The sequence below is a fragment of the Microbacterium sp. NPDC089190 genome (genome assembly GCF_040701795.1).
Taxonomy (GTDB): Bacteria; Actinomycetota; Actinomycetes; order Actinomycetales; family Microbacteriaceae; genus Microbacterium; species Microbacterium galbum.
Genome location: NZ_JBFBHF010000001.1, coordinates 373,646 through 393,671 on the forward strand (window position 1 = coordinate 373,646; position 20,026 = coordinate 393,671).

The 20,026-nt window shown below is 65.0% G+C and carries 38 protein-coding genes and 1 tRNA gene; 10 read left to right on the forward strand and 29 right to left on the reverse strand.

Annotation, left to right across the window (positions count from 1 at the left end; all coding sequences use genetic code 11):
• Nucleotides 1-454: 454 nt before the first annotated feature.
• The 20 genes from AB0230_RS01895 to AB0230_RS01990 all read right to left on the reverse strand — a co-directional run bounded on the left by AB0230_RS01895 (nt 455) and on the right by AB0230_RS01990 (nt 10,897).
• Nucleotides 455-667 (reverse strand): hypothetical protein, encoded by a 213-nt coding sequence (locus AB0230_RS01895; protein ID WP_366373663.1) that lies wholly within the window; start codon nt 665-667, stop codon nt 455-457.
• Nucleotides 660-839, reverse strand: a complete 180-nt coding sequence (locus AB0230_RS01900; RefSeq protein WP_366373665.1) for a hypothetical protein — start codon at nt 837-839, stop codon at nt 660-662. Before AB0230_RS01900 ends, AB0230_RS01895 begins: the two co-directional genes overlap by 8 nt.
• Before the next feature lie 2 nt (nt 840-841).
• Entirely contained in the window at nt 842-1,666 is an 825-nt protein-coding gene (locus AB0230_RS01905; protein WP_366373667.1) for a hypothetical protein, read from the reverse strand.
• Entirely contained in the window at nt 1,663-1,896 is a 234-nt protein-coding gene (locus tag AB0230_RS01910) for a hypothetical protein (RefSeq protein WP_366373669.1), read from the reverse strand. The genes AB0230_RS01905 and AB0230_RS01910 overlap by 4 nt, the downstream gene beginning before the upstream one ends.
• 430 nt (nt 1,897-2,326) lie before the next feature.
• On the reverse strand, nt 2,327-3,133 hold the full coding sequence (locus tag AB0230_RS01915) for a helix-turn-helix domain-containing protein (RefSeq protein ID WP_366373671.1): 807 nt from the start codon (nt 3,131-3,133) through the stop codon (nt 2,327-2,329).
• Nucleotides 3,134-3,519: 386 nt separating this feature from the next.
• A complete protein-coding gene (gene ssb, locus AB0230_RS01920; RefSeq protein ID WP_366373673.1) occupies nt 3,520-3,963 on the reverse strand; it encodes a single-stranded DNA-binding protein in 444 nt (147 codons plus the stop codon).
• Nucleotides 3,960-4,247 (reverse strand): hypothetical protein, encoded by a 288-nt coding sequence (locus AB0230_RS01925; RefSeq protein WP_366373675.1) that lies wholly within the window; start codon nt 4,245-4,247, stop codon nt 3,960-3,962. The genes ssb and AB0230_RS01925 overlap by 4 nt, the downstream gene beginning before the upstream one ends.
• Nucleotides 4,244-4,954, reverse strand: coding sequence for a hypothetical protein (locus tag AB0230_RS01930; RefSeq protein WP_366373677.1), 711 nt, complete (start codon nt 4,952-4,954; stop codon nt 4,244-4,246). The genes AB0230_RS01925 and AB0230_RS01930 overlap by 4 nt, the downstream gene beginning before the upstream one ends.
• Before the next feature lie 130 nt (nt 4,955-5,084).
• Complete coding sequence (locus AB0230_RS01935; protein ID WP_366373679.1) at nt 5,085-5,840, reverse strand: site-specific DNA-methyltransferase; 756 nt, start codon at nt 5,838-5,840, stop codon at nt 5,085-5,087.
• 175 nt (nt 5,841-6,015) lie between these two features.
• Nucleotides 6,016-6,750, reverse strand: a complete 735-nt coding sequence (locus AB0230_RS01940) for a hypothetical protein (RefSeq protein WP_366373681.1) — start codon at nt 6,748-6,750, stop codon at nt 6,016-6,018.
• Entirely contained in the window at nt 6,747-7,133 is a 387-nt protein-coding gene (locus AB0230_RS01945; RefSeq protein WP_366373683.1) for a hypothetical protein, read from the reverse strand. Before AB0230_RS01945 ends, AB0230_RS01940 begins: the two co-directional genes overlap by 4 nt.
• Nucleotides 7,134-7,345: 212 nt before the next feature.
• Nucleotides 7,346-7,690, reverse strand: coding sequence for a hypothetical protein (locus tag AB0230_RS01950; RefSeq protein ID WP_366373685.1), 345 nt, complete (start codon nt 7,688-7,690; stop codon nt 7,346-7,348).
• Nucleotides 7,687-8,196 (reverse strand): hypothetical protein, encoded by a 510-nt coding sequence (locus tag AB0230_RS01955; protein WP_366373687.1) that lies wholly within the window; start codon nt 8,194-8,196, stop codon nt 7,687-7,689. The genes AB0230_RS01950 and AB0230_RS01955 overlap by 4 nt, the downstream gene beginning before the upstream one ends.
• Nucleotides 8,197-8,234: 38 nt before the next feature.
• Nucleotides 8,235-9,035: a PD-(D/E)XK nuclease-like domain-containing protein gene (locus AB0230_RS01960; RefSeq protein ID WP_366373689.1), complete on the reverse strand. Its 801-nt coding sequence runs from the start codon at nt 9,033-9,035 to the stop codon at nt 8,235-8,237.
• Nucleotides 9,036-9,054: 19 nt separating this feature from the next.
• Nucleotides 9,055-9,426: a hypothetical protein gene (locus tag AB0230_RS01965; protein ID WP_366373691.1), complete on the reverse strand. Its 372-nt coding sequence runs from the start codon at nt 9,424-9,426 to the stop codon at nt 9,055-9,057.
• Nucleotides 9,423-9,677 carry a hypothetical protein gene (locus AB0230_RS01970; RefSeq protein WP_366373693.1) on the reverse strand — a complete coding sequence of 85 codons (255 nt, stop codon included), beginning with the start codon at nt 9,675-9,677 and terminating at the stop codon, nt 9,423-9,425. The genes AB0230_RS01965 and AB0230_RS01970 overlap by 4 nt, the downstream gene beginning before the upstream one ends.
• Complete coding sequence (locus tag AB0230_RS01975; protein WP_366373695.1) at nt 9,674-10,225, reverse strand: hypothetical protein; 552 nt, start codon at nt 10,223-10,225, stop codon at nt 9,674-9,676. Before AB0230_RS01975 ends, AB0230_RS01970 begins: the two co-directional genes overlap by 4 nt.
• A complete protein-coding gene (locus AB0230_RS01980; protein ID WP_366373697.1) occupies nt 10,222-10,515 on the reverse strand; it encodes a hypothetical protein in 294 nt (97 codons plus the stop codon). The genes AB0230_RS01975 and AB0230_RS01980 overlap by 4 nt, the downstream gene beginning before the upstream one ends.
• On the reverse strand, nt 10,515-10,697 hold the full coding sequence (locus AB0230_RS01985) for a helix-turn-helix domain-containing protein (protein ID WP_366373699.1): 183 nt from the start codon (nt 10,695-10,697) through the stop codon (nt 10,515-10,517). Before AB0230_RS01985 ends, AB0230_RS01980 begins: the two co-directional genes overlap by 1 nt.
• A complete protein-coding gene (locus AB0230_RS01990) occupies nt 10,694-10,897 on the reverse strand; it encodes a helix-turn-helix domain-containing protein (RefSeq protein ID WP_366373701.1) in 204 nt (67 codons plus the stop codon). Before AB0230_RS01990 ends, AB0230_RS01985 begins: the two co-directional genes overlap by 4 nt.
• Nucleotides 10,898-10,981: 84 nt before the next feature.
• Here AB0230_RS01990 and AB0230_RS01995 point away from each other — a divergent pair, with 84 nt between their 5' ends.
• From AB0230_RS01995 to AB0230_RS02020, 6 genes are all read left to right on the forward strand, one after another.
• Complete coding sequence (locus tag AB0230_RS01995; RefSeq protein ID WP_366373703.1) at nt 10,982-11,227, forward strand: helix-turn-helix transcriptional regulator; 246 nt, start codon at nt 10,982-10,984, stop codon at nt 11,225-11,227.
• A gap of 393 nt (nt 11,228-11,620) precedes the next feature.
• Nucleotides 11,621-11,905, forward strand: coding sequence for a hypothetical protein (locus AB0230_RS02000; RefSeq protein ID WP_366373704.1), 285 nt, complete (start codon nt 11,621-11,623; stop codon nt 11,903-11,905).
• A gap of 106 nt (nt 11,906-12,011) precedes the next feature.
• Nucleotides 12,012-12,146: a hypothetical protein gene (locus AB0230_RS02005; protein WP_366373706.1), complete on the forward strand. Its 135-nt coding sequence runs from the start codon at nt 12,012-12,014 to the stop codon at nt 12,144-12,146.
• Nucleotides 12,147-12,244: 98 nt separating this feature from the next.
• Nucleotides 12,245-12,400, forward strand: a complete 156-nt coding sequence (locus tag AB0230_RS02010; RefSeq protein WP_366373708.1) for a hypothetical protein — start codon at nt 12,245-12,247, stop codon at nt 12,398-12,400.
• A gap of 120 nt (nt 12,401-12,520) precedes the next feature.
• A complete protein-coding gene (locus AB0230_RS02015) occupies nt 12,521-12,769 on the forward strand; it encodes a hypothetical protein (RefSeq protein ID WP_366373710.1) in 249 nt (82 codons plus the stop codon).
• A 403-nt stretch (nt 12,770-13,172) separates the two neighbouring features.
• The gene (locus tag AB0230_RS02020) at nt 13,173-13,589 is read left to right on the forward strand and encodes an HNH endonuclease signature motif containing protein (protein ID WP_366373712.1); all 417 of its coding nucleotides are present in this window, start codon (nt 13,173-13,175) and stop codon (nt 13,587-13,589) included.
• Between the two features lies 1 nt (nt 13,590).
• Here AB0230_RS02020 and AB0230_RS02025 read toward each other — a convergent pair.
• The 3 genes from AB0230_RS02025 to AB0230_RS02035 all read right to left on the reverse strand — a co-directional run bounded on the left by AB0230_RS02025 (nt 13,591) and on the right by AB0230_RS02035 (nt 14,612).
• A tRNA-Arg gene (locus AB0230_RS02025) sits at nt 13,591-13,665 on the reverse strand.
• 246 nt (nt 13,666-13,911) lie between these two features.
• Nucleotides 13,912-14,082: a hypothetical protein gene (locus AB0230_RS02030; protein ID WP_315993199.1), complete on the reverse strand. Its 171-nt coding sequence runs from the start codon at nt 14,080-14,082 to the stop codon at nt 13,912-13,914.
• 80 nt (nt 14,083-14,162) lie between these two features.
• Complete coding sequence (locus AB0230_RS02035; protein ID WP_363392800.1) at nt 14,163-14,612, reverse strand: hypothetical protein; 450 nt, start codon at nt 14,610-14,612, stop codon at nt 14,163-14,165.
• Nucleotides 14,613-14,712: 100 nt separating this feature from the next.
• On the opposite strand from AB0230_RS02035, the gene AB0230_RS02040 reads away from it, so the two are divergent.
• A complete protein-coding gene (locus tag AB0230_RS02040) occupies nt 14,713-15,108 on the forward strand; it encodes a DUF5684 domain-containing protein (protein ID WP_366373714.1) in 396 nt (131 codons plus the stop codon).
• 55 nt (nt 15,109-15,163) lie between these two features.
• On the opposite strand, the gene AB0230_RS02045 is transcribed toward AB0230_RS02040, so the two are convergent.
• The 4 genes from AB0230_RS02045 to AB0230_RS02060 form a co-directional block, all read right to left on the reverse strand.
• Nucleotides 15,164-15,466 (reverse strand): hypothetical protein, encoded by a 303-nt coding sequence (locus AB0230_RS02045; protein ID WP_363392806.1) that lies wholly within the window; start codon nt 15,464-15,466, stop codon nt 15,164-15,166.
• 266 nt (nt 15,467-15,732) lie between these two features.
• Entirely contained in the window at nt 15,733-16,089 is a 357-nt protein-coding gene (locus AB0230_RS02050; protein ID WP_315993203.1) for a hypothetical protein, read from the reverse strand.
• Nucleotides 16,090-16,158: 69 nt separating this feature from the next.
• The gene (locus tag AB0230_RS02055; RefSeq protein ID WP_315993204.1) at nt 16,159-16,296 is read right to left on the reverse strand and encodes a hypothetical protein; all 138 of its coding nucleotides are present in this window, start codon (nt 16,294-16,296) and stop codon (nt 16,159-16,161) included.
• A 38-nt stretch (nt 16,297-16,334) separates the two neighbouring features.
• On the reverse strand, nt 16,335-16,889 hold the full coding sequence (locus AB0230_RS02060) for a MarR family transcriptional regulator (RefSeq protein ID WP_315993205.1): 555 nt from the start codon (nt 16,887-16,889) through the stop codon (nt 16,335-16,337).
• A gap of 114 nt (nt 16,890-17,003) precedes the next feature.
• On the opposite strand from AB0230_RS02060, the gene AB0230_RS02065 reads away from it, so the two are divergent.
• The 3 genes from AB0230_RS02065 to AB0230_RS02075 all read left to right on the forward strand — a co-directional run bounded on the left by AB0230_RS02065 (nt 17,004) and on the right by AB0230_RS02075 (nt 18,059).
• Nucleotides 17,004-17,381 carry a hypothetical protein gene (locus AB0230_RS02065; protein ID WP_366373717.1) on the forward strand — a complete coding sequence of 126 codons (378 nt, stop codon included), beginning with the start codon at nt 17,004-17,006 and terminating at the stop codon, nt 17,379-17,381.
• A gap of 1 nt (nt 17,382) precedes the next feature.
• Nucleotides 17,383-17,724 carry a hypothetical protein gene (locus AB0230_RS02070; RefSeq protein WP_315993207.1) on the forward strand — a complete coding sequence of 114 codons (342 nt, stop codon included), beginning with the start codon at nt 17,383-17,385 and terminating at the stop codon, nt 17,722-17,724.
• 170 nt (nt 17,725-17,894) lie between these two features.
• Nucleotides 17,895-18,059 (forward strand): hypothetical protein, encoded by a 165-nt coding sequence (locus tag AB0230_RS02075; RefSeq protein WP_315993208.1) that lies wholly within the window; start codon nt 17,895-17,897, stop codon nt 18,057-18,059.
• 60 nt (nt 18,060-18,119) lie between these two features.
• On the opposite strand, the gene AB0230_RS02080 is transcribed toward AB0230_RS02075, so the two are convergent.
• On the reverse strand, nt 18,120-19,190 hold the full coding sequence (locus AB0230_RS02080) for a spore photoproduct lyase family protein (RefSeq protein ID WP_315993209.1): 1,071 nt from the start codon (nt 19,188-19,190) through the stop codon (nt 18,120-18,122).
• A gap of 9 nt (nt 19,191-19,199) precedes the next feature.
• Nucleotides 19,200-20,024: a DNA-formamidopyrimidine glycosylase family protein gene (locus AB0230_RS02085; protein WP_366373720.1), complete on the reverse strand. Its 825-nt coding sequence runs from the start codon at nt 20,022-20,024 to the stop codon at nt 19,200-19,202.
• Between the last annotated feature and the right edge of the window lie 2 nt (nt 20,025-20,026).

Below are 20,026 nucleotides of genomic sequence, written 5' to 3' on the forward strand. Positions count from 1 at the left end.
GTCCCCATCGTCTGTGCAGCAGTGGTTGGCTGCGAGTGGGGAGTTGTAGGTGGTGCCGCATTCGGTGCATTGGTAGGTCATGTGTCTCCTCGGGAGAACAGCCACCATAGGAATCGGGGCCACGCGCGTCGTCCGAAGATGATCGCGGTGGCTCCGGTGAGTGTGCCGGTGAGGAATGCGACGATCGTCACTCGTCATCAAGCCATCTGAGTAATGCTCTGCGGCGCGCGTCTTGAATCCATGCAGGCTGAGAGCGTTCTGCCTCTATTGACGCTCGAGCCATCCGTCGCGCCTGTTCCATCTCGGAAGGGATTTCGCCCATGGCGTCAGTCATCGTCACCCACCTTGTGCTCGGCGGTGAGGCACCATTCGCCTTCTGCGGCTGGTTCGACCCAGTCCACCCGGCGGCGCGGCTCGAGAACTCGCTCAACACCGAACGTTTCCCGGTCCATGGTTAGACCCCGTAGATGGTGCGCTTGCGCGCTTCCCAGCCGACGTTGAATCGGCGGTCTTCGGGGGTGATGCGACGCTTGCCGGGGCGGCCATTGTCCATGGTGCGTTCGACGTCCTGGCAGGTGTCGCAGTTGTCGCAGATGGAGTAGCCGGACTTGGTGCGGCGCATGACCGTTTTGCACATGCAGACCTTGCTGCTGAGGATGTCATTCATCAAAAGCTCCCGTTCGGAATGCAAATGTGCGGTTGAGGTCGCGGGCTTCCCTGCGGCTGAGGTACGCAGCGTGTCCGGCCAAGACCCGGTATGTCTCGGCCTGATCGAGGTCGTTGCGGTCAGTTGCCTGCTCTGCCTTAGCCAGGAGTCTTTCGACGCGATCGTCGAGCATGGTCACACTCCTCGAACTACGGACATGCGTTCGGGTTCGATGCTGATGCGGGTGTATCCGCCGCAACTCACGCACTTGCGCATGGAGTAGGACAGGACGTTTGCGATGTAGCGGCGTCCGGTCGGTTCGGTTTCGTGTCCGCAGCGGTTGCAGGACGTGAGCTTGTCCTTGCCGTCGACGAACAGGTGCGGGTGGTTCTTGATGTGCGGTCGGAGTGCGTCGAGTAGCCCTTGTGTGGCGATGACGTCTCCGGCGCAGTATTCGGTGAGGCGTTCCCGGTCTTCGACGGAGCCGGCTACTGCGCGGTCCATTGCGGCGCGGTCGTATGCGTCGGTCTTGGCTGGGATGCCGAGGATCTGGCAGAGCGCGTCGAGGCCCTTGAACGGGGCGCCGGACTTGAACTCACGCCGCATGACCTTGAGCGTGTCGATGGTCTTGAACGGCGGCAGCGGCGGCAGGTTCGGCTTGTGTTTGTGCCCGATGCGGGGGATGTAGAGGTCGCCGAGGAGCCAGGGGATGTCGGCGTTGTCGACGTTGTGTCCGACGATGATGTCGGCGGATGCCATGAGCGTGTGGATGCGCTTGAGGAAGGTTCCTCGGCCGCCGCGGTCCCATTCGGCGAATCGCATGACTTCGTCGTCTTCGTACCATTTGGCGCAGACGATGGTGGTGCGGGGTTCGCGGATGACGGTTTCGTGGTGGATGTACCGCTTTTGCAGGTCTTTGCGGTCCCACCAGGCTTGCTGTGTGATGCCGGATACTCGCTCGACGTCGAGGATTAGGATGCGGTTTCGTACAGCGGGGTTGAGCTTGTGGAGGAGGCTCACCGGGTGAGTCCCTTCTTGTGCCGCCACGCTTGGAAGGAGGATGACGAGATGTCGGGTGCTCCTTCGGACACGAGTTCCTTGAGGAGGGCGACGTGTCCCCAGCGGGGGTCCTTCACGGCTTCGAGAACCGCGTCCTGTTCGACGGTGGAAAGCGTGGCGATCCAGTCGTCGTAGATGGATCGGTTGCGGACGGGTCCGCGGGTGGGGGTTTTGAGCTTGCTGATGTCCACTGACTTATGTCCGTTCGCGGTGAGCCGTCTGGGCCATATTCAGTTGGTTGTGCGCACCGCGGCCGTACCGGCTTGCGCGTTTGACGCCCGCGGGTCCCGGGGCGTGTTTGTGCGTCGGTGTTTGAGGTTGGGGTGCCCGGGGTTGCTAATCACCCGGGCGCCCCGACCTTTCACGTCTGCGTCTCGCACGCACGGCTACGGCTCCACATGCAGAAGGTGGTGCGCTCAACCAGCCCGCACAATGGGGGCTCGGGGTGCGCCGCTCGTGCGTCAGATGACAGCGTGCGGCATGCGAGACGAGATCCCACACGAGGTGGGATGTTCGGTTAACGGAGAAAGCCCCGGCCCATTGCTGGGTTCCGGGGCTTCCTACACGTTATGTCCTAGGCGTCAGCCTAACACATCCATCGGCAAACACCCGATACCAATCTCACTCGACTTTCTGCCGAATCCAATCGGCCGCTACACGGTCGGCTTCCGAAGCGCGCAGGTAAGTCCTAACCGCGCTTCCTTCACGAATGCGAGCTACCGGCGTGATGAGTCCCTTTGTGATCCATCGGCGGATGTCGCGCTCACCGACTTTCGTTCTTTCGGCGACTTGAGCGACTGAAAGAATCGGGTCAAACCACTCCCCTACCGGTTCGCCCTGTTCTTCCTCGTCGAACTTCGCGTACGACCCCAACGGTGCATTCGGCAACTTACCCGGGAACACATGCCGGTGCGTACCCCGCCGCTCGAGCCCCCACCGTTTCAACGCGTCCAACATTGACCACGCTTCACGCACCCCGTCCTCATCCGGTTTGTGGATGTCGAGGAGGAGGGGCCCGAGTTGGGACATGGCGGCTGCGTTGTTTGCGAGGGTTTCGATGCCGGCCGCGTAGAACCACATGCCGTATTCGACGGCGGTGATCGCGTCGAGGAGGTCGTCTCCGATAGGTCCGTTTGCGTGGACAGCCGTGGATCTGACGACGGGGCCACTGTCCCAGTTCCACCCGGATTTACCGGCGTCGGCTTCGGATCGGAGACGGCCAAGGAGGTCGGGTGCGTCGCTGAGGAGTGCGCGTGCTTTCCCGAAGCATTGGTCGCAGATGAGGGATCCTTCGCGGCATTCCCGAGGCACACACCCCCCACACGTCTCCGGGTTGGTGCAGGCGGCGTAGTGGAGGGGTTGGCGTTTCCCGTCTTCCCCCACCTCGAACGTCACACACCCGCGAACACAGTCACGCTCACGACTCATCGGGCCCACTTCTTCCGTTCGTGTGACGTCAACACGTCACGGCACGACTTGCACAGCACGGATGCTTTCCGTGCTTCACGTTGCACACCACAACGCGGGCACGAACGCAACTCAGAACGCGCAGTCATCGCTTCGTTTCCCAGTCGGAAGCCTGAAAGACCGGCCACGACTCGACAGAGTCGCGTCGCTCGTTACCTGTCCACGTCTCGCGATCAGGCAAATCAGGGGCGGGAGCAAAAACCTGGTGAGCAGATCCCTTGGACAAGATGTCGCTGTAGTACCCGAATTGCCCACGGTCGAGGTACGGATAGTACGGCTCATCGTGCCCCGCAATCATCTGGCAACGAACGCCAGGAGCAAACTCGAATGAGCAGCGGACGCGACCTTCAAAACGGGCTGTCGTCGCCATAGTTGCCACCCCCGAACGCGTCCTGTGCGGGTGCCTGCGGGGCCGACCACGACCCGTCCTGTGCCGTGTTGCGTTTGCTCCCGTTCGACGCTGCACGCGTCACCTGAGCCGTCTGGAATCTCAGGTCGGGTCCGAACGCGTCCGCGGTGATCTCCCACGCCGTGCGCTTCTGGCCCTCCTGCGTCTGATAGTCGCGAGACTCAAGCCGGCCGATGACCAAAACCGATGTGCCCTTTTCGAGCTGTGCCGCGTTCTCCGCGAGCGACTCCCACAGGGTTACGCGGTGGAAGTCGGTCTGCTTGTTGTCGTCCTTGCCGCGGTTGACGGCGACGGTGACGTTTCCGACTGCCTTACCGCCCTGCGTGAAACGAATCTCCACAGGGCTGGTGATGTTGCCACGAATGGCGATCGGGGTACTCATTTGGTCTCCTTGGTAGGGGTTTTGGGGTATCGGGGGTTTGCGGGTAGGCCCATGTCGCGACGCACGTTTGCGATGGCTCCCGGGGTTCGGTTCAGTTCGGCGGCGATGTCCGCGTCGCACATGCCGGCGATGACGCGGGCTCGGACACGGTTGCGGAACTCGAGACCATCCCGTCGAGCAGCAAGCTCGGACCGGAGGATTTCGCCCGGGGTGACGTGCTGCGCTTCGGCGAGCTGCTGGATGCGCCACACGTCGCGCGGGTCCATGTCCACTGTGACCTTCATGCGCTGAGTCCGTTCTGGTCGATGAACTGCTGCACTTCTTGCCACGAGTTCTTCACCGAGCCGAGGACGTACGCCTGCGGTTTCTCGACGTTCGCTCCGCGGTCGAGTCGGTCGAGTGCGATCTGCATTGCCCCGGTGATTGTGACGGTGCGGCCGGTGTGCTCGTTGATGTGCTTGACGAGCCGCTCCGGGTCAATCCGCAGCCCCGCGAGGACGGATCTTGCAGGGCTTTCATTCGTCTCGTCCTGCCCTCGCGTTACGGAACTAGAGGGGACTTTTGAAACGTCACCAGTAATGGGACTGGGACTGGGACTGGGGCCACCTGTGACCGTTGCCTTACTAACGCCGTTACGGCCGGCGTTACGGGCCTTGTCACGCTCCCGCCACTCACGCTGACGCTCAGCGTTACGGTGACGGGCCTGAGCAGCCCGCTCCTTCTCCTTTGCCGCATCATCGTTACCGGCCTGCTGAGTCCAGTCGTGATACTGAAACCCACCCTCTACGGCAACCCATAGGCCAGCGTTGACGAGGCGTGTGGCGAGTCTCTTGTTGCCGACCGCGTCGACCGTTTCGTTCGAAACGAAACCGCCCGTGGTGTACTTCTTCGCCAGTGCACCACACCGCGTCCACATACCCACTGCCTCGTTGCCAGCAGCGAGCACCTTCGGGTGGAACGACATGTTGTCGTCTACGGGGAAGTACGGCATCAGCGTCTCCCTTCTCTCCGGTGGCAGTTGCATTTCTCGTCCCGCCCGCACCAGGCGTACGGCACCCAACAGCACGAGGGTTTGCACGGTTCGCGGGGTTGGTCGCGCGGTTGTGTATCGGGCGCCCAGATCATCCGTGGACCCCCTCGAACAGCTCTCGGCGCGATAGGCGCTCGACTGATCGCCCGATGTAGTCGCCGCTAACCTCGAAAGCTATGCACCGCCGCCCCGACTGCCTCGCGGCGAGGGCGACGGACCCAGACCCGGAGAAAAGGTCAACGACCAGTCCGCCGGCAGGAACGCTGTACTCGATCAGTGGGGTGAGTACGCCTAGGGGCTTCTGCGTCGGGTGGATCGCCCGACCGTGCTCAGATCGGGCGTACTGCACCGAGCGCATAAGCCGGGGGCCGCCGTCCTCAGACACGTAGGCGGATTCTTCGATGTGCCCGGTGTGCGTGGGCCGCGTCTTACGGCGTACCGTCCGCGGGGCTGCATCGGCGGTGGTTGGCACGACATGGTGTATGCCCGCCCAGTCCCCGCGGTACCAGTGTGCGGCGAGTTCATGAACACGCTTGAACCGGTCGGCATGGAAGCCGGAACCGTTGTGCTTCTCCCACACGAAGTCCTGCGACAGCTTCCAGTGAGCGGCAAATTCCGCGGCGTGCTCCTGGAACATGCGGAACGACCCCCAGCACCACAGCGAGTCGGTGATCTCCGCAGCGTCGGCTAGCCAACCATCCACCCACCGGTCCCAGATAAGCGACGTCTCACCGTATGGAGGGTCGGTCACGATCGCGTCCACCCGCTGATCACCGATCACGGATGACGCGTAGTCCTGGTACTTGCCGTGCACGAGCGTGATGAACTCGTCCTGGTAGGCGATCATGCGTGCACCGCGCAGTAGTCCGTGTGGCCGCCCTGTGCGAGTGAGGGTGTGCATCGCCACCCGTTGACCCTGTTGACGCGGATGCGGAGTTCGAGGAGGGTTTCGCGGGGTTCTTGGGCGATGGTTGCGCGGCATCCGGTGTGGTCGCAGCGGAGGACCGTGGCCGTGGTGGTACTCATGCGGCCACCGCCTCGAGATGGGCAAGCATCTGTCGGCCGACGTGTTCCGTGTATGCCGGCGGGATTGCCTCGACGAAACCGTGCCTGTCCATCCAGTCGATGCCCATTGCTGCGGGCCACTCGTGCTGCCCGCCGGCGTTGCCGTAGACCTGCACAACCGTCGACAGGCGCTTCTCCCCGTTCGGTCGCCATCCCGTCCAGTACTTCGGCTCAAGGAATCGACCGTGTGCGCAGGGGATGCCAGCCATCTGAAAGTTCGACTCGAATAGACGGTGCCGGCGAATCGGTCGGTCGAGGCCCGTGCCACAGATGCGCACCGGGTCGACGAGGTGAGCCTTGGCGTCCTCTACGTTCTCGATGACGTACGGCAGGCCTGCCTCAATCAGAAACTCTCGTGTGGGGCCGATGAGGTTTGGATAGCTGTAGTCGCGGCCCAGAGCTCGGTTGACGGCGCCGAGATTGAGGAACGACTGGCAGGGCGGGGAGGCGTGCACCGCCTTCATATCGCCGAGGCAGAGGTGAACGACGGAACCGTCCGGGTTGGTGAAGGGCAGTGCCTCACCACGCACAAGGACTTCCATCGTTCGAACTGCGTCGCCCTGGTGGAAGGGGAAGGGGTATCGAGGCTGTGGGTCGATGTCCACGCCCACGGGTGACCATCCTGCGTCGGCGTAGCCGCGGGATGCGCCGCCTTGGCAGCAGTAGAGGTCGAGCAGGATCGGGCCGCTCATGCGATCGCCTCGATCCACAATTCGATGCGGGGCGTTTCGTTCGGTGCGTACCGGATCTCCGGCATCGTCTTGGCCATGAAGGCGGGCACGTCGTCGGGGACGATGTCGGCGTCGACGAGCCCATCGCAGAGGGCCTTGAGGGTTGGGACGGTGTTGTCGACGTCTCGGCGGTGCTGCGTTCGAACAACCCACGTCATGCCGACGCGGATCTTGTCGAGGAACGGGATGTCCCGTGCAGCCTTCTCTGCTGCGGCTCGCACCTTGCGGGTGATTTCAGCTTTCTTCCGCCAGTGGAGGCGTTGGTTGGCGGTGAGGGGTGGGCTGGTCCAGTCGAAGGTGAGTGTCCATCTTTGGGGTTGCTCGGTAGGGTGAGCAGCGCTCATGGTTGGTTTCCTTTTGGTAGGGGTTTCTGTTCTGTGGGTGGGGCCGGGGCGTGTTGGCGCACGCGTCGGCCCATCTCATGTGTGGGCTGGGTTTTCGGCTGCCCATGCGTCGGCCCTCGCGCACCATTCCCGGTATGCGCGGGGTTCGAAGTAGCGGGACGGTTGCCGTTCAACCTCGATCGAGTAGCGGCGCCGGTTCTCACCCACGGTCGTCATTGCGTTTCTCCGGCGCTGATGACGCGTACCCAGTCGTGTCGGGTGACTTTCGCGAAGCAGACGTGCCCGGAGTTGATGTACAGGTGCACCATGCGCCCGGTGTTGACGATGCGGGTGATGGTGCCGGTGACGCCGTTGTCGCGGATGGTGTCACCTTGACGGGCCCATTCGGCGGGGATGGGGCCGGGGATGACACCACCCAACACACGCCAATCCAGCGACTGAACTGCGTCGGCCAGATCGCGGAGTGCCTCAGTGGTGTCACATCCGGGAGTCACGCCCTGGTCTAGGAGAGTGAGTTCGGTCTTTGCCGCAGCATGAGCGGACTCGATAAACGTCATGCCGACACCCCCGGTACCGCGGTCAGTTCGGCTTTCCGTGCGTTCTTTACCTGGATGAGTTCGGGCATGTTCGACTTGCCCTGTCGTGCCACCTGTTCCCACGCGGCTTTCAAAGCGTCGAGAGTGTCGGCGGACTGCAGGAGTTCCACGAGCGGGTCAGCCTTGAGCGGTTCGACGGTGAACGGTGACCTGCGACCGCGCGTGACCGTGAGCGAGACGGTGATGGGCTTGTCGATGTGTGATGCGTGGCTGATGCGGATGCCGCCCGTCAGCTCCTTGCCGAAGCGGATAGACGGGTCGTTGTAGATCGTCAACCGGCGACCCACGTAGTTGGCGCTCTCGGTGCCCCACATCGCCGCCAAGACGCGCCTCATCGACTTTCCAGGGCGGTACGTGCGGCCCTCGAATTCGGCTGTCGAGATGAAAACTGGCTGTTCTTGCGTGCCACCTTCGACGGCGGTGATGGTGACGGTTCTCGGGCCTGCGATGAGGTCTTCTGCGTTCACCTGCTGACTGTTTGGTGTCAGCGTTGATCCGATGTCCATTAGACGCTGATCTCCTGTTCGTGTTGGTAGAGCATCCAGTTGGGGGGTCCGAGGATTTCCCCGGTGATGCCAGGCCAGATGCCGGATGTTCGGCAGGTGGCGTACGTTTCGCGGGCGATGCGGGCGAGATCCGCCCCGATGGCGACGAACAGGTCGTCGAGGGTGTGCACGGCGACTTGATAGGGGCCGCTGGTTTCGACGGCGATGAACCGGAACCGTTCGAGCGCGCGCCCGGTCGCGAACTTGTGCACGTCGCGATACCACGCCTCCTGGACGAAGTAGCCGTACTCGACGACGTGACGCAGGAACCCGCGAGGTGACGCGTCCGTCGTTGTCTTGAGGTCGGCCGCTTCGGTCTCGCCGTAAATGTCGAACCGTGCACGCACGTCAACACCTTCGGGGCTGGACGCGAAGGCGGAAGTTTCCCGATGCGGCTGCTCGAGGATGCGTCGCGCTTCCTCGTTCGCAAGTACGGCGTCCGTGATCTTGCGGACCACGTTCACTTCGACGGCTTTCATGGGCACGAACCCGGCGTCTCGTTGCTCGGCTGCCCAGTCCTTAGCGGCTTTCGTGGATGCTGCACCGTTCGCGGCAAGTAGTTCTTCCGGGTACGCGACGGCCTGCAGTCCGGTGCCGAGGACGCGGGCGTGGACAGCGTGCCCGATGTCGTAAGACTTAGTTGTTCTCGGGTGGGTGAGATTCCACTGGAACTTGGCCGGCGACCCACCGAACTCGGGAAGCAGTGCCCGAGCACCCGTGCTCGAGAGCTCGGATCTGGCGTGGTAGTCCTCGTCGGACATGCCCTGAATGATCGTCATATCAGTCGGTCTCCTGAAATTCGTACGCGCATTCCGGGCACAGGCCCTCGGCGTCGATGTTGACGAGGCGGTTGCATCTGGGGCAGTCGGCGGGGATCTTGTCGGCCATGACGGGTGCGTAGATCGAACCGGTGCCTTTTCGCAGTTCGGCGAGGAGTTGCCCTTGGGTGAGGTCGTCGATGCTGTGTTGCAGGTTCAGTACCCACTCGATGGCCTGCCAGAACGCGACCCGGTGCCCCTGCTTGAGTTGCGTGCCAAGACCGAACGTGTGACCACGCTGCTTCCACAACAGGTCTTCGCGGGCCTGCTGCTGGTAGCCGTAGTCGATGCGGATACGGTCCATGTCGGCGGTGGGATACACGACACCAGTCACGAACGAACCTCGAACCCGATCGGAACGGATGCGTCCAAGGCGTCCAGTTCAGCGTCGACGCGAACACACTCCGCATCCACGTCCGGCGTTCCAAACCAGACGCTCTTGTCGAATCCTCCGCACGCCCAGCACACGGCCAGAGCGGCGATGGCACCGATGGTCACGAGTTCCCACGACCGGGAACCCTCCCACCACTGAGCGGCGACGACGATGAAGACCATGAGAGCGGCCCACCGGACCAGCCCCTTCATGACGACACCTCCGGGAAGATGCGACGGCCGGCCGAGATAACAGGCGCCTTGGTGCCTACGGTCACGGCGTGCACCTCGTGGGTTGGGAAGAACCGGACGTAGACGTCGTTCTGACCCTCGGACGCGATCGACGCGTAGGTGCGCGTCGCACCCTCGACGGTGAGCTCCCACACCTCACCGGGCTTTGCGTCGTGCCACGGCTTCGGCTCCGGGTGAGCATCGAAGTAGGCGCGGGCGGCTCGGCACAGTCCCGTGTTGATGTCGGCTTGGTCCCGAGTGGCTTGGAGCGCGTTCCCGGATTCCTCGTGCACGACGGCAACGTGGTTCAAACGCGGGTAGACGACGTAGCCCGGGTTCTCGGGCCAGCGCCACCGTCCGAGGCGTGCGTCATTCTCCGCCTGGAAGAACTCACGCAAAGCGTCGATATCATCCCCATCCAGGAACGGCGCCTGGTCGAGAGTGTTGCGACGGTACTGGGAGAGGAGCCGCAAATCGCCATCCGAGTCGCGCGAGACGATCATGCCGTTCGATGCGGTGAACTCGCTCATACGGTCACCTCGTTGTCAGTGCGTGCCCACGCCGCCACAGCAACACCCTCAAGATGCGCCGTCGCCACCATGTACCAGCCCCCATCAACCGGGGCCTTCGTGGTTTCGACGTGGAAGTGGTCAGCGAACGCGTGAACCTCCCCCTCACTGTTGAGGCGGATGGCGACTCGAGGGCCACCATCAACGTTCATCCCGTCACCGAACGTGGGGTGGTCTTCGATGTAGTGGCCGAGCTCACGGATGCCGGCTGTGATCGCTCGAACCGTGACGTGGTCGGTAGTGGTGGTCATCACGCCACCTCCCAGGTGTTCATCCAGGCGTCGAGGTCGGATTCTCGGAGGATGATGTCGCGTCCGTTGCGGTACGCGGGGAGTTCGTTGGCGCGGATTGCGCGCTTGATCTTGTCGAAGGACACTCCGCAGTGTTCTGCGGCGGCTTGTCTGGTGAAGCCGCGGCCCGTGGGGGCGCTCATTTTGCGGCCTCGATGAGGTTCTTGTCGGTGGCTGCGGAGAGTCTGCGCAGTTCCGCGAGGGTCCAGTCTCCGTTGCGGAGGCGGCGGTCGAGGGTGGTGTAGGGGATGCCGGAGGCGGCGGCGGCCTGGCGGATCGAGGGGAAGGATTCCTCGATTGCTGCTCTGACTGCGGCGGTCACCGGGTCGGTGGTCTGATCCATGTTGAGCACAGTACATGTGCTCCGTACCGAGCACAACCCACATGGGTCATTCCGCGTACGATGCTCAGTATGGATAAGGCACAGATGACCGACGCCGAGAAGGCTTACGCGAAAGCGATCGGTGACGCGCTCAAGGCCCGCAAGGAGAAGATCGGGCTGACGTTCGACGACCTCGCGGAGATGTCGGGCGTGTCTCGAGCGAACGTGTCCCGCATTTTCTACGGGACGGTGGATGTGCGGATGAGTGACCTTCGCCGGCTGGCCGAGGCTCTCGACGTCGCTGTCGATAAGGTCCTCGACGCAGCGGCGAAGGCCACGGTCAAGAAGTAGCGGCTCTGTAGTAGTCGGCCGGTGTCATGTCGGCTTCTTTGGCGTGCGCGCAGAGTTGCGTGAGTGTCATGTGGTCAACGGCAGTGTTGGTCATCGGGTCCCCCACTTGGTTCGAATGTTTGTTCGAGACTGTACAGGCGAGTTCCGACATTGTGCGCCCGGACCCTGGGAGCAGTGGAGGGGTTAAGCCGCTGTGCGCAAGTGGGGGAACGGATGACGCAGCGCACCAGTAGTCGACACCAGTAGTCGCCGCTGGTGAGCCCGCCCCACCGTTGTGATCAGTGTGGATCACGGGTAGGCTGATCGGTACAGATACAGGAATGGCCCGGGGAGTGCGTCAATCACTCAACCCGGGCCACCCACCAAATCGACCAAACCGATTGGAGGGCTGCCATGCAGTCTACCGAAACACCTACCGAAACACCTGCCGTTTACGCCCGCCGCGGTGGCGCGTACTTGCTTGATGATCATGCGGGCGTGCTGATTGACAGTGCTGGCAACTATTCGGCAAAGACGCGAGGAAATCCTCACTCGCTGGCGACACTGTTGCGGTCCATTGCCGACGATATTGACAGCGACCAGAGATTGGCGATCACAGTCCCAGCCCCTCTCGAATATCTTCGTGAAGGGCCAAGCGTGGACTGTCCGCAGCACGGCGAAGACGGAGAGGTGGCGTGATGGCGCACGCATCGTTCGCGCTCGTCGAGCACGGCGCGCCGCCGCGCGCGGACATCTGGCGCGCGGACGCTCGACGGGTGCTCGAAGCTGCACGGGAGGTCCGCCCGTGACCAGGCAGGAAGCGTGGGACAACGTGAACCGCCTCATAGACGAGGGCAAAGGCGGGACACCGGAGTATCAGGCGGCGTGGGAGGAGTGGATGCGGATAGCCATCGAAGACAAACGGGAGGGCCGCTGGTGAGCGCCGCGTCACCCAGATTTGATCCGAATGAAGTAAGCGCCGCATGGCAATGGAGCGACGGTCGCCCTCGCCCGACTGAGGTGTACATCGACTCAGCGATGAGCCAGCACATGGGCGATTTGTTCGTGAGCTTCACTCAGGGAGACATTGCGCTCGGGATTTTCGTCACCGAGCAGGAATGGCGGGCGATCGAGGTTGCTGCGCGAGCGGCAATCGCTCACCGAGCCGAGCTGACGGAAGCGGGCTGGACGTGATGGTTGGTTTGGGGGCCGCACCCTCCGAGCTTGAGGCGGTCCGGGCAATCGATCTTGAATGCGGGGACGTTCTGGCAAGCGGACATATTGTCACAACAGTGGAGACCGGGGGACGACGCTATGGTCGTTCAGTTAGCGTCACTTTCCGCGACGGAAATGTTGGCGCGTGTGGTCGAGAAAATCGCATCCTCCGACGACGAAAGATTCAGCCGCATGCGTGAGAGTGTGTTCACTGTGCATGTGCAGTACGGGCGCATTTTGCCAACGGGCAAGATGTGCCCCGTGTGCCTGTTCGAATCAATGACCGCAACGCTGGTGATCTACAACACCGCCCCACAGTTCTTCTGGAAATGCGCGCGCGGCTCTTAAGATCGAACCGCTGCCAAGACACCTCAGTTGGGTGAACGCCTACGGTACGGTGTAACCGTCCCTAGGAAGACACCCAGCAGAACGCCCCGGCTGACCGTGATGGTCGCCGGGGCGTTTCTGTGTGTGCCCTCGGGCAGATTCGAAGGCATAAGCGCACCTTTGCGCGGTAGACTGTGATCGGTACAGATAACAGCTACCGGCATCACAACTGAAACAGCCCCAGGGAGTGCGTCAACACTCAACCTGGGGCCTGACCGGTAGCCAATCGACCTAACCGATTGGAGCGGCTGTCATGCAGTCTAACCGTCCCCGCGTCCCCCTCACCCCCTGCATCCTCTGGACCGGCGCCATACAGTCACGAGGCTACGGATCCACCGCCGTGGGAGATGGCAGTGGCAGATCGATGCTCGCCCATCGAAAAGCGTGGGAGCAGGCGAATGGCCGGCCCGTTCCCGCGGGATTGACTATCGATCACCTGTGCTTCCAGACGGCTTGCGTGAACCCAGACCACCTCGAGCCCGTCACCCAAGCCGAGAACAATCGCCGTGCGCGGCTGCGCAAGGATCGTGAGCGCACAGGATCGGATGGGTTGATCTACTGCGTCAACAAGCACCCACAAACGCCGGAGAACGTCCGTGTCCAAGTCCGCAAGAACGGGCACGTGAAGAACGTCTGTGTCGAGTGCAAGCGCGCTTACGCTCGGCGGGCGTACCACGAGGCAGTGGCGCGCGGCGAGAGGCCTAACGCGGCATTCGTCGCCAAGCGGTCAGCACAGCGGGCCGCCGCGCGAGCTGCAAAGCTCGCGGCAGCGACCGCATGAGTCCCCCCGACAGGAGTCGAACCTGCGCAAAACCCGGTACCGGAAACCGGTGCTCTATCCACTGAGCTACGGAGGGAAATCACATCGGGCACCTTTGTGGACGACCCGATGTTGGTTTTTCCGCGTGTTTCCGCCATAGTACAGGCATGAACGTTGGTACCGGAAACCAACGCTCTATCCCCTGAGCTACGGAGGCGGACCGGTCCAGGCTATCACCGCACCGGCGGCGGTCCCGACGGCCGGGCGTCGCTGCAGGCACGGCTCCGCGGGCACGGCCACGGACCGACGACGCGGAGCACGACGCCGATCCGTGGCATCCCGATCACTCGTCGCCGATGACGCCGATGCCGCTCGCCTGGTGATCGGCGTTCGGGTCGTCGGCGGACGGTGCCTTCGATGCCTCGTCGACGTCGTTCTCCTGGCTCGGCTTGACCGTGGGGTCGTCTCCGAGGTCGGACGCGTCGTCGGCCGGGGTGTGCTGCGGGTCGCTCATGGTGTTCCCTTCGTCGAGATCACCAGCGTCGCAACCCGCCCCGGCCCGGCGCACCGGGTTGACCGGGGTGGCGCGTCGGCCTAGTGCCGGAACATCCCCCGGACCCGTCGGGAGATCGGAAGGTGAAGCAGCACCTCGCGCCCGTCGACATCGACGGTGACGACCGACCCGCCCAGCCCTCGACCGGGCACGGGGGCGACGTCGGAGCGCACGTAGGCCTCCGCCACGTCCACGTAGACGGCGAGCAACTGCGCGCTCTGGTCCTTCGACGACGACGCGTCGACGAGCTGCATGCGGTGACCCGTGTCGGTCTCGACCGAGAACCACCGCGAGCCGGGGGTCGATACGAGCGCCCACCGCGGCCCGCGCGAGAAGCGGGCCCATGCGGCGCCGTCGCGCAGCTCGGTGGCGACGTCGAGATCGGCCTGGGCCACGACGAGGACCTCCAGCATCGCGAGCGCCTCGGCGGCCGTGACGTAATCGGCGCGGTCGGCGCTCAGCCCGCCCCACTCGAACTTGCGCTCGCCCATTCGGCCGCCTCCTCGTTGAGAGCGTAAACCCGCCCGACCATGGCGTGCCGTGCGGGCGGCCAACCTGAGCGTCGGCTGGGAGAACCCCTACGATGAGCGCATGCTGACCTCCTCGCCCTCGTCTATCACCGACCAGACGTCGATCTTCGCGCTGAGCGCCACGAACTCCCTGATCGCCCTCGCGATCTACGTCCTCATGGTGGTCGCGCTGTGGCGCGTCTTCGCCAAAGCCGGGCACGCCGGGTGGCTCGCGATCATCCCGATCGTCAACCTCGTCGTCACGGTGCGCATCGCCGGCTTCTCGGGGTGGTTGACCCTGCTCTACCTCGTGCCGATCGTGAACCTCGTCTTCCACGTGATCGTGCACATCCGCGTGGGCCGGGCATTCGGCCACGGGTGGCTGTTCTCGCTGCTCCTGCTGGTGATCTTCTACGTCATCGGATATCTCGTCATCGGCTTCAGCGACGACAAGTACCGTCCCGAGCGCCTGGCCTGACAGGACCGGCCTCCGCGGACCGGCCCGAGCCGAACGGCTCGACCGGCGCGCAGGCTCAGGCGAAGCGCAGGCGGTCGTCGGGGTGGAGGCTGCGCAACGGCACCGATCCATCGGCGATCGCTCGCAGAGCGCGAGGACTGACCTCCAGCTCCGCCGACACGCGTTCCACTCCCGCCCCCGACGACAATGCGCTGCGCAGCGCCGCTTCGGCGGCATGGGCGGCCTCGGCGACGTCGTCGGCTGAGCTGCGCACGAAGGCGGCGAGCTGCGCCTGCGCATGACGGATACTCCGGCGCTGACGTTCTCGACCGTCGGGGGCGTCGGTCGTCGGGGCGATTCGCAGCTGGTCGGGCGACATGATCTCCACTCCGGGGGGAAGCGTCCGGCTCGCGCGGCTGCGAGCACTCCTCCAGCCTCACCGACGGCCGGTCGTCGCACATCATCCCTGAGGACTATTTCCCGACGGTGAACGGCGGATGCCACAATCGCACGGTCGGGATCGTGGCATCCGGTGCCGTCGCCGTCCAGGGCGACGATCCGGTGCAACGTGTGCAGCACGATCGCCGGCTCGGCGGCATCCGCCGTCCTTCGATCGACCGGCTCGTGGGCCCTCTTTGGTGGCGATCAGGCCTGCGTGGGCTGGTCGAAGTCCCAGTCGATGGGCTCGTCGTCATCCACGTCGGACGTGGGCTCGACCGCCCGCAGGTGCGGACGCGGGAACAGGCGGTGGTTCTTCAACTCGGCGGCCGCGTGAGCGAAGTCCGGTTCCTCGTCATGCCAGTCGACGGGCGCGGACAGCACATCATTGCCCACGCCGATCACCAGCTCCGCCTGGGCGACCTTCTTGTCGCCGGTGACGATGGGGATGCTGACCGCCTCGGCCTGCCCCTCTTTCGCCACTGCCGCGGTCAGCTCCACGAGTGACGCGGCCACGTCGTCGGTGGTCGTCACGGTTTCGCCGGCATAGGTCACGCATCGCATGCCCCCACTCTGCGGTCCCACCCGGCAAGGGTGGGGCGGGTTGCCCCGGCCGCGCGCGTGGGATACGCGTCAGTCGCGGCGTTGCGCCGAACGGAACATCGACTCGTCGAGTTCGAACCAGACCGCGCGAACGGTGTCGAACTCGGCGAACGGTTCCGGCTGAGGATCGGTCAGAGAGAGGCGGTAACCGCGAGGAAGGTCATCCACGTGCTGTCCGTCGCGCGGTCCGCCGACGAGCACGTAGATCACGGGGAATCGACCGCCCGCTTGTCGACCGCCACTCCGTCGACGGCGTCGCTCATGCGGTGCAGGAAGGCGACGACGGCCGCGGACTCCTCGGGCGACATGTCGATCACGGCCGCGAGCATGCGGTCGTGCATGTTGCCGAGGGTCTGTCGCACCTCCTCGTCGGCGCGCGGGGTGGCCTGGATGAAGATGCTGCGACGATCCTCGGGGTTCGCCGCACGCGTGATGTGGCCCGACCGCTCCAGGCGGTCCAGGATCGCCGTGGTCGACGCGGTCGAGAGCCCGAGGTACCGGGTCAGTTCCCCCGGGCGCACCCGCCGAGTGGGGTCCCGGAGCAGATAGCGCAGGACGAGGAGCTCGTTCTCCCCCATCGCCATGGAGTCGCGGGTGCGGCGTCGCATGGCGACCTCGGCCGCCCGGTAGATGCGCAGCGCTTCGAGGACGGCTTTGCTCCGGCGTCGGCGATCGGTCGGCTCGTCGCCGTACCAGTAGGTGACCTCTTCGGTGGGTCCCGTGCTCGTGAGTCCGCGGGACGTGGTTTCGACGTCGGTCATGACACACTCCTCCCCGCTCGTCCGCCGACTATACCTCGTTAATAATAGTTAGACAAACTAGTTACTAAGCGAGTATGTTCTACACACAGCTAATCGCTCACGAAGGGAGTTCCCATGGGCCACTTGTTCTACGGCACGTCGACCGAACCGATCCGCATCCCGGACCGTCTCCTCTCGCACCTCAAGGTCGTGACCACGACCAAGCTTCGCCGCAGCGAGAGCTTCACCCTGAGCTGGACGCACGTCGACGGCACCCCCGGCCGCTCCACCCTCTGGCTGCAGCCGGCCATCCCCCTGCGATTCGTGTTCGATTCGGCGGAGCCCGAGACCCTCGACGCGACGACGCTGAAGAGCATGGCCGAGATGGCGAACTCCTCGGCGGGACTCGTCGTCGACCTGCGGGTCGAGATCCCCGAGGCTCACCCGACCCGTGTGGCACCCGCGCGCACCCCCGCTGCGACCCGCCGCCGTTCGCTCTCGGTCGCCGCCTGACATGAGCGCTCCCACTCTTCCCGTCGTGCCGACGCTCGCCCCTGCCCGGGTGCTGTGGGCGAAGGTCGACACCGGCTTCTGGGTCGCCCACCGCGGCGGCGAATACGACGGCTGCGTCGACGCGGTCGCCGGCGGGTTCGTGTCGCGCGACGCGCACGGCATCCCCATCGGCCGCTACGACAGCCTCGATGCCGCGAAGGCGTCGCTGCGCTCGACGATGCACCCCGCCAACGTGTCGCGTCGCCGGCGCGCCGAGCGCGTTTCGGTCGTTGCGGCAACCGCCGTCGGAGGCACCGCCCTCGCCTTCGCCCTCACCGCGGGCGCCCTGGCGCCGTACCTGTGAACGACGTGAACGATGTCGAGCTGCGCGACGACGCCGACGACTTCGAGGACGCGGCGAGCGCCGAGTTCGCCGCTCGCTACGGCGTCACTCCCCTCTGATCGCCGTCGACCCCCTGGACGTCACGGTTCGGACGTGACACCGTCGGCGCTTCACCAACGGATGGAGACCCCATGACGATCGACAACGGACACCCCGGAAGCGGAGACTCCGGCGCCGCTCCCGACGAGCAGTCGAACGGCGCTGGCAGCGAGTCGCCCGAGGAGGGTGCGGCCGCGCAGCGCGACGCCGACGAGGCCGCGACCACGAGCGACTCCCCCACCGGCGACATCGGCTGAGACCGCCTGGACGGCCGGCGCGGCTCCCGACGGGAGCGCGCCGGCTGCTGCGTCTGCGCGTCAGAAGGCGTAGCGCACCCGGCAGTACGGAAGCTTCCGGGCGATGAGATCGGTGAGAGCCGCAACACTCTGCGCCTTGAGGGGATGCCGATAGCGGACGTTGACCGCGCCGTTCTGCGAGCGCTTCTCCTCTTGCGCGGCGGGTGTCCACAGCAGCTCCTCCCCCTTGGGGTGCCAGCCGAGGTTCACCTCGTGCAGGCCCTCGTTGTGCGTGAGGAAGATGACCTCGCAGGCCAGCTGGGCCTTGGCCCGCGCATGCAGTGCCGCGTCGAGCTGCTCGAAGAGCTCTTCCCAGTCGGCGAGCCACGTCGGGGTGAGGATGACCGGCGAGAAGTTGACATGCACCTCGTACCCGGCATCGACGAAGTCGTTGATCGCGGCGATGCGCTCCGCCATCGGCGAGGTGCGCAGATCGGTGACGCGCGCCGTGCCCGCCGGCATGAGCGAGAAGCGGATGCGTGTGCGGCCCGCGGGATCCCACTCGAGCAGATCGCGGTTGACGAACTTCGTCGCGAACGACGCCTTCGCGGTCGGCGTCATGCGGAACAGATCGCACACGTCGCGGACGTTCTCGCTGAGGAGCGCGTCGACGGAGCAGTCGCCGTTCTCGCCGATGTCGTACACCCAGGCGTCGGGGTCGCACTGGTTCGGCTCGGTCTTGGGCCCCCGGGCCGCGACGTGGCGCGCGAGGTGACGCGTGATCTGGTCGATGTTCGCGAACACCGTGATGGGGTTGCTGTAGCCCTTGCGGCGCGGAACGTAGCAGTAGGAGCACGCCATCGCGCAGCCGTTCGACAGCGACGGCGCGATGAAGTCCGCCGAGCGGCCGTTCACGCGCGTGGTGACGCTCTTCTTCACGCCCAAGACGAGCGCTTCGGTCTTGATGCGCACCCAGCGGGCGACGTTGGTCTCATCGCCGTGAACCTCGGGGATCTGCCAGTGCGAGGCGACCGGAACGATGTCGGCGTCGGGCCAGCGCGCGACGATCTCCCGTCCGCGCTCGAGTTCGAGCGCGGCGTCCTCCGCGTAGATGCGCGTGACGCGCAGAAGGTTCTCCCGTTCGACGGCCATCGTTCCGTTCTACTCCGGGGTTCCGACATCGACGTTCGCCGGCATCGGCTGACACCGCGGGCACCACCACGTGCGGCGCTGCTCCGGGTCGTTCGCCACCTCGTCGCGCACGCGGACGCGCGTTCCGCAGCGCAGGCACGGACGCCCCGCGCGGCCGACCACCCAGTGCGAGGCGCCCCGACGACGATCCCCCGTGGTGACCTGGTACATCCCCGGGACCGTCGCCGACACGCGAAGGCATCGAGCCGCGAGCGTCACGAGGGCGTCCAGATCGGTCGCACCGATCGGCGCGAAGGGGTGGATGCCGCGCAGGAAGGCGAGCTCGTTCACCCAGAGGTTGCCGAGCCCCGCCACCCGACGCTGGTCGAGGAGCGCTGCCACGAACGGGCGATCGGGGCGTTCGGTCAGCCGGCGCACGGCCTCCGCGGCATCCCAGTCCGCGCGGAGCGGATCGGGACCGAGGAACCCCACGACGTCGCGTTCGCGCGCGGTCGGCACGAGCTCGACGACCGGCAGATCCAGTCCCCACACCTCCCGCCCGTCGTCGAGTCGCAGGCGCACGCGGGCCTTCTCCCGGACCGCGGTCGGAAGGGATCTGCCGGCTCGCGTGATGGTCCACGATCCCTGCATGCGCAGGTGCGTATGCAGCGTGTCGCCCTCATCGAAGCGCGTGAGCAGGTGTTTTCCGTGCGTGTCGTAGCCGACGATCGTGCGGCCGGCGAGGGAGAGACCGGCGGCATTGCCGGAGCGCACCTCCCCATCGGCCACACGGGCGCCGGTCGTCGCGGCATCCAACCGCTGACGGAGGCGATAGACGCTGTCGCCCTCCGGCACGG